The following is a 16,313-nucleotide window of genomic DNA, read 5'->3' as shown; positions in this document are numbered from 1 at the left end:
CACGCATTCTGGTCAAGATAAACCAGGAGCATGTTCGCTAATCGCTGACTCGACATCCACCGCCGCGTCACCCTCCTGCGCTTTAACTCGGACTGTCCACTGGATGAGGTCCCTCTTATGGGGCGTCGCCGACTTCGGTACTGCGATGGACAGAAGCGGTACCACGTTCGCGGTGGACAACGGTACCGACGGGTCGGACCGGTCGTCAGCTAGATAAATCAGAACAACCCCTCGGCCATCCGCGGCGGGCAAGCCTCCGATCGCCTCGCCGCGCGCAATCCCAAGGACGGCGTTGCCATGCTTGCGATCGGAGCCTACAAAGTCGATACGTCCCCCGGTTCTACGGGTTCGTCTGATGACTGGCGCCGCCCCAATCCCGTCCAGTTTCACTGTGCCCATGGACTTTTGGGGTTGGGGCCAAACCACTACCCACTCGGTGATCCGGCCGCTGCTCGTCGCATTGTCGAGGAACTTGGTGAACGGATTGATCACCTCGTCATACTGAGGGTGCCATCGCAGTCTCCGAAAGAGAGTCTGGAACTGCTCTGCAGTTACCGTCCCGAGTTTGACCGGAACGTCGCCTTCGTCACCGTGGGCCAACTCATAGTGAAGGGTTGCCTTGTGGGATGCTGTGGCGAGCAACGGAATTCCGACCTCGATCAGGTTTCCTTCGTTCTGGGCGTCACCGCGCGGTGGTAGACCGTACCGGTCTTGGATGCCGCCTGCAGTAGCTTTGGAGTCGATCACGGCGTTCCACATCTTGTTGCGAGCAGTGGGCCGCAGCCACGGAAGATGCTGGCTGACCAACGGTGGAATCTGGCGAGGTTCCACCAACGGAAGCCCCTCGCTGTCGAATCCTTCGTACTGGCGCAACTCTTCGCGGAACGCTTCTTCGTCCAATAGCAGCGCTTCGAACGCCTCGTACAGATCCACCTTCGTGTCTCGGCGAATGTAAAGACGGACCAGATCCTTGTAGCCGGGCCGAAATCCGAACCAACGACCCGCCTGCATCAAAGTATCTGCTTGGCCAGCCTTTCGCCGAAAATAGGAGACGGTGAGGCCTTCTACGGTGAATCCGCGGCTCAGCTGTGTCCCTCCGACGAGAATGCGCCAAACCTTCTCGGCCTCGAAGTCGAGCTTCTTTTGCTGTTCCTGGATAGTCTTGTCCGAGTTGACAATTAGTACAGGATCGCCATCCGTGGTCATCTGCGCGATCGCCGATGCGATGAACGGTTTGAGCGTCTCGAACGAGTCGGGTATGCGGTGCCCTTGAGAACGGACCAGTATGACCGGGTAGTAGTCCATGTCATACAGGTTCTGTAGCCTCCTCAACCCCGCCGCACAGGTGTGCCTGGATGTTTTCCAGATCGCGCGTACATCTTCTGCCGTCGCGAGATGTTCGGCTTGCTTCACGGATTCGTGAATGAGCATGGTGTGATGCCGAAACGAATCGGTGGAGACGGACTCGCGGAACTTCTTGATCGCACCGCTGAGAACCCATGCATCGATGGCTTCCTGCAATTCGGCTCGTCTCCGGTCGGGATCATCATCCGTATCCCCGACGAGGCTTCTTACGTAGGCCAGCTCATTGGAGGTCGCTAGAGTCTTGTCTTCGTCATCCCAGCGTTTGCCGACATCGTGGAACTCTTGCACACCCATGTAGCCGATTGGCCGCTGGAGCGATAACACGAAATCCGAAGGGAATAGGTCACGCTCATCGTCCGGGTCTACAAAGACGTTCGCAAACGGAGTGGCTGTGTAGCCGACGTATTGTGCACGGGGACAGAGTTCAAGAAGGCTCGTTATAAGCTTGTTGATTGTCGTGCGTTGACGATCTGCCGACGTCTCTTTGGTCCACTTCGACGGATTGGTGGTGTCCACGGAAGCCTGGTCGGACTCGTCGTCAATAAGGAGTACCGGCAACTGAGCCAAATCTCCCTGGATTGGCTTCAAGTCTGCGATCAGCTTGCGAAGAGGCGCGGGATTCTTCTTTATCACCGCGACGTATGCGTCAGACCGGAAGAGGTTAGCCGGGTCGTTGAGTGTCTTCGCCTTGTCGTACTTGTGGAACTTGAGCTTGGTAAGACCCTGAGGAAGCCTCTTGTAGTCGCTCCGGTGAGTAGTGACCCGATCAATGTGGACAACCCCGTCCTGTTCGAGCGCAATGCCGTGGCGGAGAAAGCGATTCGCCAACCACTCCGTATCCTGTTGGTAGTCCATTTCTTTTGCCACTTGCGGGTCGCTAGGATCTTGGCCCTTGAGAATGTTTTCAACACCCATGAGTTCCATGTCCATGCGTCGCTGGGTTTGGGCGCGCAGAATCTCGATGGTTCCAGTAAGGACGATGATCAGTCGATAGCCGGCATCGATTGCCTTCGCGACTACCCCGGTGAAATTGGCGGTCTTGCCGCTCTGCACATACCCGACAACCAGCCCCTTGGTCTGTTTCACGGTGTCGCGCGTGGGGTCACTCAACCGCTCGATGACGTCGGTGGTCGTCTCGTCGAGAGCGGAGATTGCTTCGGCTGACCACCCTATGGTGTCTCGCAGATAGCGCTCGTAATCGTCCCAATACACGCTCGTCCGTTGACTCCTCGCCAGCGCATACCAGGGTTCGAACTTCTTCGAGATTTCGATTACCGGCTTCTTGAAGACGGGAGCTCGCGCGCTCAATGTCACAGAAACGTCGGGACCCAGATCCAGTGCGGTGTATACGGCGGCCCGCCGGGCGTCTGATCGGGGCGATGTTGGCGACCCATCGAGATCCGCATACGTGCCGACCTCGTCGGCGTCCCATCGAGCGAGCGCTAGGCGGAGTTGCGTGAGGGTCGGATCGTTCTCGCTCGCTGTCGTGAGGTACGTGCTGAGATCGTCGGTTGTCACCGGCGACTGAGCGAAGTATGCGAGCCCGGAGAGCAGCGATTTGGGCTGTCCGTTTGCCAATCCGGTCAGTAGTTCCTTCAATGCGTCCGCCCATTGGGGCCGTTGAGCGGTCATTGGTTGATCCCCTCCTCCACGAACCCCAACAGGGGGGCCGGCAATGCGTCGAACTTCAAGTCAGTCACGTCGAGTCTGTACGAGATGTCCGACAAGCAGCCCGCTCGGGGCACGGCGCCCTGTAAGACCGACTCGGTGATCGCGGGAAAGTCCGGCCCGACGAGATAAGCGCGGGGGCGGTTTCGCAGGCCCCAGATTGTTGGGTACAAATCGGCGTCCGCAATGTTCCACCCAGCGGTTCGTAGCAGCTCATCGAGGTATGCAACATGTCCGCCTGCCAGCGTTCGAACGGTAGCCACCCATCCCGCGAGTGTCCGGCCGTCGGCTTGCCCGGCTCTAGTGACTTGGAGCGAGAGCATCCAAAGTGAAGCACTGTGGCGGGGAACGAGCTGGCTCGATCCGCTAATGATGTGTCGTCTTCGCTCGGAAGCAGTGGTCTTGACCTCGATGTCGTAGCCATCGAAGACGAAGTCGTGCTCCTCCGAGTAGGGCCCACGCCAGGCGTCCACTCCCGGGCCTGCACCGACTGTGCGGATTAGATAGTCGAAGAAAATCAGCTCGCCCACGAGTCCGGTCTCTTCCTCAGCCGTCAGGCCTCCGCGCGATATCAGCATGTCTTTGTACTGCTCCACACCCGCCGAGACAGCCTGGGCCAACGGTGACTTAGCTATCTGAATCTCGTCGGCGATCGCGGCGAGAAGGCCGTACGCACCGTGAACGTTGTTGGCGGTGTGCACGGTTATCCGCGCAACTTCTCGCCCGTCGGTGTACACGGCCTCGAAGCTAATGTGTTGCAGCCTTGCAAGGTTGGGCTCGGGTGGCTGGTACTCGGTGATGAGGGTGATGCGACCCGCAGTGGGGTCGAACTCGAGTTGACAGGTAGGAGTTCCATCGACGGGGAGTATCAGTGGAACTCCTCCGCGCCAGAGTAGTTCAAGGTTCGCGAAAGTAAGATGGCGAGCGTCCGGAAGCTCTCTATTCACCTGCCGATTCCTATTCGCGCTATGTCTACTTGTTGTCCCGCATCTGCTGCTCGGCGCGAGCTGCCGCGCCGAGCACGCTCTTCCAGAGGGCGATTTCGTCCCGGTCTTTCACTCCCAGGTACTGGCCTTCGAAGACATGGTGGGTGAGTAGGTACAACAGCGCCTTCATCACGGGAGCGTCGTTGAGGCTGCCGCGTTCCGGAGCGAACAATGAGCGGTAACGACTGTTCAGCCATAACGTCCGATCTGCGTAGTCGACGTCAAGGAATTCGCTGTCCGCCAGGCGTTTCCACTGCAGTGACAAGGTGTCCCCCTGGATCAAGGGGAGTTCTTTGCCGATGATTTTGCGGAGCTTGGGTGCAAAGCCCTTGTCCGGGGCGATGGCCGGCTTCCGTGAGCGTTTCCGCTTCTTGGAGTCGATGTATACCGCCTCGGCATCCGCCAGGAACTTGTCGAAGGTCGTGCCGTCCGCGGCAGCCGCATGCCCGACTGCATCGTGAAAGAGAGGTTCGAACTTCAACCCGTGCTTTTCGGGGTTCATCGTTAACAAGGACCCGATCGCCATCGTGTCGTCCAGCACCACTCGCGCGAGTTGTCTTGCAGGACTGGGCATCGCAACGCCAGACCAGCCGCCTGCCTGAAGAAGGCGATCATGCCGGTAGATAAAGAACCCCTGAAAATGCTCTCCGGACTTCCCGCCAATCCGGAACCCAGTGACGTCAGACTTGGGCGGCCAAATGTGGCATGTCAAGGTCACTGCGGCGGTGCCGGCATATGTAGTGAGACTCTTGGGGTAACCAGGATGTCCCGATGTGCCATACGCGAACGGATCGATCGGTGTGATGGGGACTCCGACAGCCAGTGCGATCTCGTCTTGCTCGTCGACCACCAACTCGATATCCAGGCGGCGTTCTTCAATGAGTCGATGGAACACCAGTCCAATGTGTGATCGCAGTGACTGCTCAATGTTAGCGATCCACTCCTGGGCCTCGAGGTCATTCTTGCCGCGATACGAATTTCGGATGTCCGTCCAGATCACAGAGGTACCAGCCGGGGAGCCAAAGAGCATTGCTCGATGCTGCGAAGCGCCACCCGCCGCGTCGGTGGTGAGTACTTCACAGGAGAAGTCCCTTGAGAAGTCCGCGCGCCTTATTCGCCGACCGACCGGCATTCCAGAAGTGGTTTCAGACCACACAGTGAGCACATTGGCGTGGGCGAAAGATGCTGCCTTAAGGCCGATGCCGAAGTGTCCAAGGTCGGTCTCTACATAGTCGCGTTGGTGCCCTAGGGTCAGCGCCTTCGTAATCGCATCGCCGCCCATTCCGTGACCGTTGTCGAGGATTTCGACTCGCACAAGCCGGTGGCTGCTTGTCAGGAGCCGAATCGAAACCTTGGAGGCGTCCGCATCAACGCTGTTGTCGATGACGTCGGCGATCGCCGATTGCAGAGTGTGGTTAGCGCCGAGGCTCGCGACGAGGCCTGGGTCCGGTGCCAGGTGGATTCGTTCAACAACGTCCGTCTGGTCAATCATGCGTGTATCCCCGGCTCCCTCGTCCACACGTGCATGCTCTCAGAGCGCATGGAAGTGGTTACCAGAAACGACCGACGTTGTCGTTGTCAGCGGGGCTTTGGCAGCGTCGCGAGCGCCCTCTGTATCCGATCCGCGGCTTCGTCAGGCGATTCATGTTCCCACACTCGTATTACCGTCCAGCCAGCCTCCGCGAGGCGGCGGTCCGTCTCGCGATCTCGTTCGGTGTTGAGTCGAAGTTTGGCGGCCCACCACGCATCGTTGCGCTTCGGCAAGGTCCGGTGCTGCGGACACCCATGCCAGAAGCAACCGTCGACGAACACGATGATCCGCTGCCGAGCGAAAGTCACATCTGCGCGTCGGCGCGGTAACCCGGGGAGCGGCTGGTTGATGCGATAGCGAAGACCCCTCGCGTGCAGGATGCGTCGGAGCGCGACCTCTGGAGCGGTGTCGTGAGTACGCTGCCGCGCCATCCGTCGCGAGGTCGCAACGTCGGTCGTCGGGAGCGTCCTGGTCACATGTCGAGGGTAGCTTTCGGCCCGGTCTCAATCTGAGCACGGCGGTAGCGATTTGTCGGCGGGGCCGCATATGTTACCGCCATGGACCGCGCGGAGAGGGTAGCTACTGCGCGTGCCGTGAAGGTGCTCGATCTGTTCTGCGGTGCCGGAGGCCTAAGTGAGGGATTTGCACAGGCATCATCACGATTCGTCACCGTTCGTGCCGTCGAACACGACGGCGCTGCTGCCGCGACGTATGCCGAGAACCATGGCGAAGACGGGGTTTTTGCCGGCAGTATTGAAGATTGGCTGAAACAAGATGAGGTGCCTGCTGCGGATGTTGTAATCGGAGGCCCACCGTGTCAGGGATTCTCAGCTCTTGGAAAGCAAGACGTACTTGATCACCGCAACGAACTATGGCTGCGGTACGCGGACGTCATCCGAATGGCGCAGCCGAAGTTCTTTGTTTTAGAGAATGTGCCAGCATTCCTCAACTCGGACCAGCTGAAACGATTCAAACGGCAGTGCCAGCCGAGCAATCGGCTGGGGGATTACACCTTTCAGTCAAAGGTATTGAACGCAGCCGATTTTGGTGCCCCGCAACTGCGTCGCCGAGTCATCGTAATCGGCCGACATAGGGATCTGGCAGATCCAGGATTCCCCGAGGCGCGGTATGCACGGGATGACTACAGGCAGTTGAAGGATGCGTTGGCTGGCCTGCCTGAAGTGGTTCGTCAAGTGGCTTTGCCTGAGAGTTATGTCGAGCGATGGGGCCGCGAATTTCCCGGAGTCTTCCGGACTGCCGACCTCCATTTGGCTCGTACCTATGAAGACCGGTCACTCAAGAGGTTCGCGCACATTCCGCCAGGTGGAAATAGATTTGACATACCACCGCATCTGCTCTCGGATTGCTGGGCGCGGCACAAGAGCGGTGCTGGGGACGTAATGGGTCGACTTAGATGGGATCAGCCATCTGTCACGATTCGAACAGAATTCTATAAACCTGAGAAGGGTCGGTACCTGCACCCCACCGAGCATCGAGCACTAACCCACCATGAAGCAGCACGAATACAAGGGTTTCCGGACGACTATAAGTGGGTCGGTTCTAAAGCGTCGATCGCTCGGCAGATTGGGAACGCGGTACCAACGCCGCTCGCGCAAGCGGTCGCAGCACAGCTGTTGTTATCCCTTTAGCCATCGGAGTTGCATGGAAAGCCTTCGGGAGAGAATCGGAGCGAGGCTGAGGAATGCCCAACATTTCTTGCCGTACATTGAAGAAATCCGGTTCCCGATGTATAAGGCCCTCGAAGAAGATCTTCGGATCACTTTCGACTACCCAATAACTGCCCTAATTGGCGCAAATGGGACCACTGGAATCGCTGGTCAAAAACCATGCACTTGTGGACGGCAATGAACGCCTGGGCTGGGTCGCCACCAGCCTGTTCTATGGACTCAATGGCTATGATCCGTCAGCCACAGAAGACGAGCAATACGACTTCGTCATGTCCGTGGCAACCGGCGAACTATCCACGGTCGCGAAGATTGCGGGCCGTCTGGCCGAACTGTTCGTACCGGCGTAGCTCAACAAGACATCAGTGACCGGTTCTTGTCTCGTTCGCTGCGACGGTTTAGAAGTCGTAACCGACTTGGGCAGGGACGTGGCTCGCAAACGCGAGGTCGAGCTGCTTGAGGAGGTCAGTGTCGCGACAGAGGAGCCGATTCACCGTCGCGAAAGCCGATGGTCGGTGCGCCCCGAGATAGATGCTGCTCAGGACAGATGGGTCGACATGAACGTCGGGGACTTTGTCGGTTGGCACCACGTGGGCCTTTCCGTCTCGAATGGTAAGGGCGAACGTCGACTCGCCGGGCGTAGGCTCACGGATTTCGATCACGACAGAAAGATCGGCCTCGTACGTGCGGGCCTGCAACGCCGCCGGGATGTCAATGATGCGCAGCCACAGCGAGTCTCTGGAGCTTATCGTTTCCACCCGCCGCGGATCGGTAAGCAGGTAGGGCAACGGGTCTGCCGGGTAGGTATGGACGGTAACCGTGTCAATCAGATCCAGCCCGAGCAAGACCCGCCACAGCGCGAAGTGCGCGTCGGCGGTCACCGCGACGAACCGGGTCACTACAACGGAATCCGTGGCGTCAAACACGCGGTACATCGCATATCCATCGCGATGCAGCAGCGCAAACAAAGGGCCGCCCCCGCCGCGAGCCGATTCTCGGTCGGACAAGACTTCCTCCCACATGGCCGGCGGGGTCTGCAGTCCGCCCGGTACGCGCTGACGCCATCGCTCATCGATGGCCGCCAATACGCCGGCGTGCGCGGCCGGGCTTATGACTGTGACACCCCCAGGATCGGGAACGTCTGCATGAAACTGCGCCCAGCGACGCTGAACGCGTAGCTGCTGCTCGACAATGGCTGGCCCGTAACCGAATCGGCCGTAGATGCCGCCCTCACTGGCCAACAACGCGGCAATTGGATACTTGCGGCTGGTCATGCGGCGATGTAGTTCGTCGAGCATGGCTCGCAAGATTCCCTGGCGTCGGTGTGTCGGCGAAACAGCCACCCAGGTCACCCCCGCTGCCGGCAGAACTGTTCCGCCCGGCACGGTCAGCCGCAGATCCAGGTACATGGACATGCCGACGACGTTTGAGTTGTCGACGGCCACGACCACACCATCGGCGGGCATCATTGAACGCCACATGGCAGTGATCTCGGGGGCCCGGAACGATCCGAAACACGTCGCGGCAAGCAGCTCGATCGCGGGCCAATCGGCATCGCTTGCGCTGCGAACTGTCACGCCCACCGGTAATCGCGTCGAGAGAGTCATTGATAGACGCTTTCACAGAACGACCAAGAACCGCATCTGCATTAGACGTAGGGACGTTTTGTTATCCACTCGCATTCAGATGAGACACGGCAGAGACTAAGGAATGATCCCGGCCGAAAGCCGTTTGACCGGGCCGTTTTCGCGGCATCGGCCGTCAGTACACGTCGCGCACGTACCGCTTCTCTCGTTTGAGGGTGTTGACGTACTCGGTCGCCTCGTCGATATCCAGCCCGCCGTGTTTCCTGACGATGTCGTGCAGCGCCTTGTCGACGTCCTTGGCCATGCGGGATGCGTCGCCGCAGACATAGAAGTGCCCGCCGTCCTGCAGCCACGCGAAGAGGTCCTTGCCGTTCTCCCGCATGCGCGTCTGGACGTACACCTTGGTGGACTGGTCACGGGAAAAAGCGAGGTCGAGCTGGGTGAGTAGCCCGGAATCCCGCCAGCCGCCTAGTTCTTCGGAATAGATGAAATCGTGTTTGAGATGCTGGTCACCGAAGAACAACCAGTTGCGGCCCTGCGCCCCGCGGTGCTCGCGTTCCTGCAGGAAGGCGCGGAACGGCGCGATGCCGGTGCCGGGACCGACCATGATCATCGGTGCATCATCGGCCGGGACTCGGAACGACTTGTTCGGCTGCAAGAAGATTCGCGCGCGTCCGCCGCGGTCGGCGAGGAAAGTCGAACACACGCCGCCGCGTTCGCGGCCCGTGCTCTGATAGCGAACGCTCGCGACCGTCAGATGGATGTGGTCCGGGTGAGCCAGGGAGCTCGACGAGATCGAATACGCCCGGTGCTGCAAGGGCTTCAGCAGCCCCACGAACTCCTCGAGGCTCAACGTGTCGCCGCCGATGCGGAGGATGTCGAGCACATCTTTGCCGTACAGCCAACGGTCGAGGACCTCTTTCACACCGCCCCGCAGGGCATGTGAGAACTCCTCGCTTTCGGCGCGGCTCTCCACCTCACTCAGCAGATCCTTTGACGGCGTGCTGATCTCGTAGCGTTGGCCGAGCAGCTCGCCCAACGGGTCGGCGTCGACCAGGGTGTCGACCGAAACCCGGAAATGCGATGCGATGGCCTCGACGAGTGCGGGATCGTTCTCCGGAACGACGGCCAGGGCATCGCCCGCCTCGTAGGTGATGCCGCTGTCGGCGAGCGCGAACTCGTAGTGCCGGATCTCCTTGTCCGAGCCGGTACCGGACAGCAACCGGTTGACCGGAACGTCTGCGAGATAAGGGTTTTTGCGAGTCCAACCGGAGCGGGCGATGATGCTCGGCGGGGTGGTGCCGGGGCTTCCGCTGGCGCCGGCGAGGGTGACCAGGGAACCGACGGCGCCCTGAACCCACTCGGCGGCCTGCGCCTCGTAGTCGACGTCGCAATCCGCGCGGCCCACGATACGGCTCGCGCCGAGTTGCTCGAGTCGGGTGTCGATCAGCTTGCCGGCCTGACAGAAACCGTCGTAGCTGGTATCGCCGAGCGCCAGGACACCGTATGACACGGCTTCCAGCCGCGGTGCCTGTGTCGATGCCAAGGCTTCCCAGAACAATTCGGCGTTGTCGGGCATCTCACCTTCGCCGTAGGTCGACGTGACGATGAGCAGGTAGCGAAATCCCGCGAGCTCGTCGACGGTGATCTCGTCGAGTCCGCTCACCGTGACGTCGAATCCTTGCGCCTTGGCGGCTGCGGCAGTATCAGCAGCAACCGCTTCGGCGTTGCCGGTCTGGGTGCCGTAGAGGATCCACAGTGCCGGCCGCGGCGCCGCGGTGTCGGTGGTCGCCGGGGGTGGCGCCGACAGGTTCATCGCGAGGCGCGAGTGCAGCCCGGCCAGGAAGCCCGAGATCCAGGCCCGTTGATCTTCGTTGAACGGGGCGTCTTCGGGGATGTAGGCGATTTTCATGTGTTCTTCACCTGGTCGACGAGGAGGGTTCCGGCCGCTAACGACGCCGTCACGACGGGGATCACTTGGTGGGCGAACAGTTCCTCGAAGGAGGGCAGACGACCGATCTTGTCGAGGTTCTTGGCGTTCTGGTAGAGAATCCATCCGCAGGTGCCGAGACTGTCCGTCGACAACACGTTGCGCTGCGTCAGCGCTTCCTTGTAGTCGGTGATCCGCTTGTCGGCGATGAGGACAGCGAGTTGCTCGTCGTCGAACACCTCGATGGCTTCGCGGGCATGCTTCTGCAGCTTTTGGATGAGGAAGAAGTCCTCGGTCAACACCAGGTTCCGTACGGCTTTGCCGATCTGCGGGTCGGTGATGTCAGTGACGCCGGGTATCCGCGAAAGTGCCATCTGCTGAGCGATGTTCAACACGGTGTAGGTGTTGAGCAACGCGAACATCTCTTCGGTGTCGGTATCCCCGTACCCGGGTACCGACCCGTTCAGCACCATCTGCTGGTCGCGGTAGGACCGCTTGAACTTGTGGACCTGGAATCCCGCGAGTGAGGCGGACAGTTCGTCGAGCAGTTCCTTGCGGGTCTTGGTCGCGAGGATTGCGTCGGAATCCTGATACTGCAGCAGTGCCCGGGGCATCACGTACCGGATGTGGTGTCGGACCCGGTCCCAATCAGCCAGCAATGCCTGGGCTTTCACCGATCCGGTGGCGTCGCGATGCCATTCGAGCATCGTGCGGGCAGCGACCTCATGGAACGGGGCCTCGACGATCGGTGCCACGAGCGCGGCATCGGCGCTGACCTTCGAACTCAGCTGACCCGCGGGATCGTATTGGTAGAGGAACCCGCCGCTCATGCCGTTGGCGACGCCCTTGCCGAACCCTCCGAGGTTGAACACCGCACCGTTGGTCATGTACTCGCACAGGAAGTCGCCGACGCCTTCGACCACAGCCGTTGAGCCTGAATTGCGAACCGCGAAGCGGTCGCCGGCCTCGCCTGCCACAAACAGCCGGCCGCCGGACGCACCGAACAGCGCGAAGTTGCCGACGAGCACATTGCCGCCCGGTGCATCCGAACCGCCACCGGGGGAGCGGACGGCGATGGTGCCGCCGCAGGCGCTCTTGCCGACGCCGTCGTTACAGGTTCCGGTGTGCGTCAAGGTCATACCGTCGTTGCAGAACAGGCCGTAACTCTGGCCTGCCGACCCGGTGGTGGTGATCACGACACTGTCGGGAAGTAGGTAACGCCGGCCGCGGCCATCGTCTGCCACCGATGCGCCGGAAGCGCCCTCGTGGTTGAGCATGCGTTCGATGTCGATCGCCAGCTGCCCGCCCACGCTCTTGTTCCGATTGGTCAGCCGCAGCGGCGTCATGGCCACACCGTCGAGATCGAGATGGGTCAGGAATCCGTCGTCGACGGTGTAGTCCTTCTCCATGTAGATCGGTTCGTCGACGACGAACTCGTCGACGACCGCGAGCATGGCCCGCAAGTCGAGCCGGCCGATGCTCGACGGGTGATCGAGCAGGTGCAGAAGGTCGCTGCGCCCGCGAGCGGCGCGCAGGGACGGCAAGCCGAGCGTCGCGAGGAGCTCACGCACCTCATGCGAGACGTTCAATAGATACTGGGCCAGGGCCCGCGGATCACCGTCGAACGCCTCGGCGTTGGTGGTCAATCCGGCCGGGCACTTGATGTTGCAGTTCTTGGCCATGACGCACTTGAGCATCATGAGCGCGGTGGTGCCGAACTCGAAGCTGTCGGCGCCCAACAGCGCCGATTTCAGCACATCGCTGGCGGTCTGGTGAGCGCCGGAACAGCGCAGCACGACTTTCTGGCGGATACCGTTGGCGCACAGTGCCTGATGAACCTCGGCCACGCCGATTTCAGCAGAGCGACCGGCGTACTTGAGGCTTGTGACGGCTGCGGCGCCGGTACCGCCGGTGTTGCCGGCGACGTTGATGACGTCCGCGCCCGCTTTGGCGACGCCGACCGCGATGGTGCCGATGCCTTCCGACGACACCAGCTTCACGATCACCCGCACCCGCGCGGCCTTGCAGTCGTGGATCAGCTGGGCGAGGTCCTCGATCGAGTACGTGTCGTGGTGCGGTGGCGGCGAAACGAGCTCGACGCCGGGCGTGCCGCCGCGTGCGGCCGCGATCTGCACCGTCACCTTCGGGGCCGGGAGTTGGCCGCCCTCACCGGGTTTGGCGCCTTGACCGATCTTGATCTCCAATTCGCGCAGCATCGGGTCGGCGAGATAGCCCGCCCACACCCCGAAGCGGCCCGATGCGAACTGTTTGATCCGGGAGCCGCGGATGGTGCCGTAGCGCGTGTGGTGTTCGCCGCCCTCGCCGCAGTTCGACAGCCCGCCAACCATGTTGGTGCCGTGTGCGACCGCCTCGTGTGCCGGGGCCACCAGGGCGCCGTGGCTCATCGCTCCCGATGCCAGGGTGGCGCTGATCTCGCTGGCCGGCTGCACGGAAGTCAGCGGAATCGAGTCCGGTGCCGTCCGGATATGCGCGAGATAGGTCAGCGCTTCGCCGGTGGCGCGCAGCCGCAGACAGTCCTCGAGGACCTCGGAGTCGACGATCTCACCGCCGAACCGCGCCTGCAGCGACTCCGCGAGTGCTGTCAGGCGTTCGGGACCTTGATGGAGCCGTAGCGTGAACTCGTCACCGACCTGCTCGCACGTCAGGCCCCGCACCTGGAAGTCGTTGTTGCCGAACCGCGCGAATTGCCCCATCTCGGTGCGGAACTCGTCGGCGGTGTACACAAAATTCACATCAGCGGGGAAGGCCAGCACGTCCCGTAGCGCCGCCGGTCGGCGCGTCCGCTCGGCGTTCATCGCAAACACGAAACTGCGGTATCCGGGGGTGATGTCGAAGCTGTTGATCGCGCGCGGCGTCAGTTCGTCGAAACTGGTGTTGCGGTAAGCCTCGTCGGTGAGGCCGAATGCGCCTTCGAGCTGATGCAGCGGCAGCTCCCGCAGAAACCCGGGATCGGCCATGTCGGGGTTCTCCGGCCGGGCCTCGTCGTCGAACGAGATGGATTCCTCGGTCATGTCGACAAATCCGCGCACCGCCGTTGTCCCGTACGAATGCCCAGCGCCCTCTGCGCGCTCCTTGAACAGGCCCAGCAATGGCACGTCTTTCTCACCGGTCACTGCGAGTGCCCTGGCATGCCAGTCGGCGGCCGTGTCGGCCAGCGTCATGAACCCGACACCGGCGACGGGGGAAACGACATTGGGAAAATACCGCCGCAGCACGGGATCTGCGGTGTCGAGATAGCTGGGCTCGAAAAACTCTCCGCCGATGTAACTTTCGACGGTACAGAGCCCGACCCGGCCCATGGTCTTCATGAGCGACTTCTCGGCCGCCTTGGCGAAATGCCGGAAGGCCGCGGCTGTGTCGTTCTCAGAGCCGCCGAACTTCTCCTCGGCGCGCATCTGCACCGCGAGCGGATACACCGCAGACGCACCGAACCCGAGCACCGTCGCGATGTGATGAGACGAGCACAATTGGCCACTCTCGGCGATCACCGAGACCCGCAACCGCAGCCCCTCCTCGATCAGCCGCTGGTTGATCGCCGAGATCACAATGATGACCGGCATTGCCGCCAGGCTGCTCTCGACGTGCCGGTCGGAGATGACGGCGATGCCACCGGTTGCGCGCGCGAACGCCTCCACCTCGTCACACAACTCGTCGATGGCGCCGACGAGTGCGCGGGCGTTGGCCTCGGAATCCGTCAGATCCACCGGGTAGCGCATCCCGAACCGCTGCACCGGGGTGTGCGGTTGATCGCGGATCTTGAGCATGTCGAGGTGGGTGAGTATCGGTGATCCGACGACGATCTGCGGGGCCGGTTGTGCGTCGCTGTTGGGCTTGGCGCCGAGCGCCACGCGCAGGGTCATACCGTCCGCTTCGCGGATGCTGTCCAGCGGCGGGTTCGTAACCTGTGCGAACCGCTGCGAAAAGTACCGTGCGATTCCGCCTTCATGGTTGGACAGCGCGTTTATCGCCGCGCCGTATCCCATCGCCGAGATCTTCTCCTGCCCGGTGGCCAGCATCGGGTCCATCAGGAACTTGAAGCTCTCTTGATTCAGTGAGTATGCGACGTAGCGTTGATGGCGGTTGAGATCGCCGTTGTAACGCGCGGGGGAGAGCTGGTTCTCGACCGCCGCGTCCGGCAGGTCGGCGAGGTCCACCCGGGCGTCGTCCAGCATGGCCTGGTAATCAGCCCGTGCGGCAAGCATTTCCAGGGCTTCGGTGGTGGTGTAGGACCTGCCTTCGGCGTGGTCGTAGTAGAGCATGCCGCCGGCCTCGATGCGCCCGCGCTTGATCACTTGATCGGCCGGGAAGTCGACCTGGCCGGCCTCCGACATCACCCCGAGGTATTCGTCGGTTTCCACGGTGCGCAGCGGTCGCAGCCCCAGCCGGTCGAGGCGGGCTCCGATGATGGTGCCGTCGCCGAAGATCACCGCGGCAGGCCCGTCGTTCTTTTCCTCGTACAGGCTGAAGTACTCGAGCATCGCCCGCACCTGCGGGGTCAACGTCTGATCGTTCTCCCACGCCGGGGGCATCATCGCGACCACAGCGGTCACCAGGTCCAGGCCGTCCTCGAGCACCCGGTTCTGCAGGGTCTGGTCCAGCCGGCAGCTGTCGGATTGGCCCTCCGGACGGATGATCGCGCGGTTGCGGGACCTGGCGATCGCGTTGTCGGAGAGCCGGTTCTTCTTGTCGGTATTGAGCTCGCCGTTGTGGGCCATGAACCGAAACGGTTGGGCCATGGTCGCGTTGGGCGCAGTGTTGGTCGAGAACCGGGTGTGGAAGAACATCGAGTGCGCTTCCATCCGCGGGTCCGACAGGTCGGTGAAGTAGGGCACCACTTCGTTGGAGTTCAGCCGGCCCTTGAGGACCTGGGTCCGGGCACTGAGCGACAGGGGGTACAACCCGCGCAGCTCGTCGCGGGTGTAGGCCACGGCTTCGATGGCCATGAGCGCGTCGTGGATCTTGCGGTCGGAGACCGTCTCGGAACCCGCCCAGAACACCCACTGCCGGATGGGTAGCTGATATTTGACCGCGGCGGGCCGGATGGCCGAATTATCCACGGGAACATCGCGTTTGATCAAGATCTCGAATCCCTGTGCCAGCAGGGCGGTCTCGATGACGGCGTCGGCCTCGGCGTGCGAGGCCGGGTCGTTGGGGACGAAGAAGTTGCCCACGCCGAAACGGCCGGGTTGCAGATCGTCGCGACCCGTGAGGTCGGCGAAGAAGCGTAGGGAGAGGTCGAGGTTTACCCCCGCGCCGTCACCGACGCCCTCCGATGACATGCCACCACGGTGGGGTACCGCGCACAGTGCTTCGTGGAGTTTGCGAATGACCTCGTGGCTCTGGATGCCGTCTTTGCGGGTCAGGAATCCGACACCACAACTGCTTTTCTCATGCTCCGGGTCGTACAGGCCGTTCAGACGTGTTCTCCTCAACCCGCGCCGCGCACGGCGCACCCAACTGGGAACTTTAGGCTTTCTCGTCGTTGAGTGAACCCCGCTCGCCTCGACGTGTTACCGGACGGTCGTGAGCGGCGTGCGAGCA

The 16,313-nt window shown here is 61.7% G+C and carries 9 protein-coding genes; 2 read left to right on the top strand and 7 right to left on the bottom strand.

The genetic code is table 11. The annotated features are described in order from the left end of the window. Nucleotides 1-12: 12 nt before the first annotated feature. The 4 genes from B133_RS22995 to B133_RS23870 form a co-directional block, all read right to left on the bottom strand. Nucleotides 13-2,997: a Z1 domain-containing protein gene (locus B133_RS22995; protein ID WP_051088066.1), complete on the bottom strand. Its 2,985-nt coding sequence runs from the start codon at nt 2,995-2,997 to the stop codon at nt 13-15. After that, nucleotides 2,994-3,980 (bottom strand): PD-(D/E)XK motif protein, encoded by a 987-nt coding sequence (locus B133_RS0117755; protein ID WP_018602946.1) that lies wholly within the window; start codon nt 3,978-3,980, stop codon nt 2,994-2,996. Before B133_RS0117755 ends, B133_RS22995 begins: the two co-directional genes overlap by 4 nt. Before the next feature lie 25 nt (nt 3,981-4,005). Beyond that, nucleotides 4,006-5,511 carry an ATP-binding protein gene (locus B133_RS0117750; protein WP_036419382.1) on the bottom strand — a complete coding sequence of 502 codons (1,506 nt, stop codon included), beginning with the start codon at nt 5,509-5,511 and terminating at the stop codon, nt 4,006-4,008. Between the two features lie 86 nt (nt 5,512-5,597). Next, complete coding sequence (locus tag B133_RS23870; protein WP_018602941.1) at nt 5,598-5,981, bottom strand: very short patch repair endonuclease; 384 nt, start codon at nt 5,979-5,981, stop codon at nt 5,598-5,600. 126 nt (nt 5,982-6,107) lie between these two features. On the opposite strand from B133_RS23870, the gene B133_RS23865 reads away from it, so the two are divergent. Both B133_RS23865 and B133_RS22990 read left to right on the top strand, forming a co-directional pair. Further along, nucleotides 6,108-7,199, top strand: coding sequence for a DNA cytosine methyltransferase (locus tag B133_RS23865; protein ID WP_036418711.1), 1,092 nt, complete (start codon nt 6,108-6,110; stop codon nt 7,197-7,199). Nucleotides 7,200-7,366: 167 nt separating this feature from the next. After that, nucleotides 7,367-7,585: a type II toxin-antitoxin system death-on-curing family toxin gene (locus B133_RS22990; RefSeq protein ID WP_018602934.1), complete on the top strand. Its 219-nt coding sequence runs from the start codon at nt 7,367-7,369 to the stop codon at nt 7,583-7,585. Nucleotides 7,586-7,633: 48 nt separating this feature from the next. On the opposite strand, the gene B133_RS0117730 is transcribed toward B133_RS22990, so the two are convergent. The 3 genes from B133_RS0117730 to B133_RS0117720 form a co-directional block, all read right to left on the bottom strand. Next, nucleotides 7,634-8,842: a GNAT family N-acetyltransferase gene (locus B133_RS0117730; RefSeq protein ID WP_036418709.1), complete on the bottom strand. Its 1,209-nt coding sequence runs from the start codon at nt 8,840-8,842 to the stop codon at nt 7,634-7,636. A 154-nt stretch (nt 8,843-8,996) separates the two neighbouring features. Then, nucleotides 8,997-10,733, bottom strand: coding sequence for a sulfite reductase flavoprotein subunit alpha (locus B133_RS0117725; RefSeq protein WP_018602930.1), 1,737 nt, complete (start codon nt 10,731-10,733; stop codon nt 8,997-8,999). Further along, on the bottom strand, nt 10,730-16,225 hold the full coding sequence (locus B133_RS0117720; protein ID WP_018602928.1) for a glutamate synthase-related protein: 5,496 nt from the start codon (nt 16,223-16,225) through the stop codon (nt 10,730-10,732). Before B133_RS0117720 ends, B133_RS0117725 begins: the two co-directional genes overlap by 4 nt. Nucleotides 16,226-16,313 lie beyond the last annotated feature (88 nt).

This window comes from Mycobacterium sp. 155 (genome assembly GCF_000373905.1).
In the GTDB taxonomy this organism is placed as follows: domain Bacteria; phylum Actinomycetota; class Actinomycetes; order Mycobacteriales; family Mycobacteriaceae; genus Mycobacterium.
This window is presented reverse-complemented; position numbering and strand designations above follow the sequence as displayed.

Excerpts from the sequence above, each read along its gene's own strand:
- B133_RS22995 (WP_051088066.1), bottom strand. The coding sequence starts at position 2,997 with ATGACCGCTCAACGGCCCCAATGGGCGGACGCATTGAAGGAACTACTG.
- B133_RS0117750 (WP_036419382.1), bottom strand. The coding sequence starts at position 5,511 with ATGATTGACCAGACGGACGTTGTTGAACGAATCCACCTGGCACCGGAC.
- B133_RS23870 (WP_018602941.1), bottom strand. The coding sequence starts at position 5,981 with ATGGCGCGGCAGCGTACTCACGACACCGCTCCAGAGGTCGCGCTCCGA.
- B133_RS23865 (WP_036418711.1), top strand. The coding sequence starts at position 6,108 with ATGGACCGCGCGGAGAGGGTAGCTACTGCGCGTGCCGTGAAGGTGCTC.
- B133_RS22990 (WP_018602934.1), top strand. The coding sequence starts at position 7,367 with ATGGGACCACTGGAATCGCTGGTCAAAAACCATGCACTTGTGGACGGC.
- B133_RS0117730 (WP_036418709.1), bottom strand. The coding sequence starts at position 8,842 with ATGACTCTCTCGACGCGATTACCGGTGGGCGTGACAGTTCGCAGCGCA.
- B133_RS0117725 (WP_018602930.1), bottom strand. The coding sequence starts at position 10,733 with ATGAAAATCGCCTACATCCCCGAAGACGCCCCGTTCAACGAAGATCAA.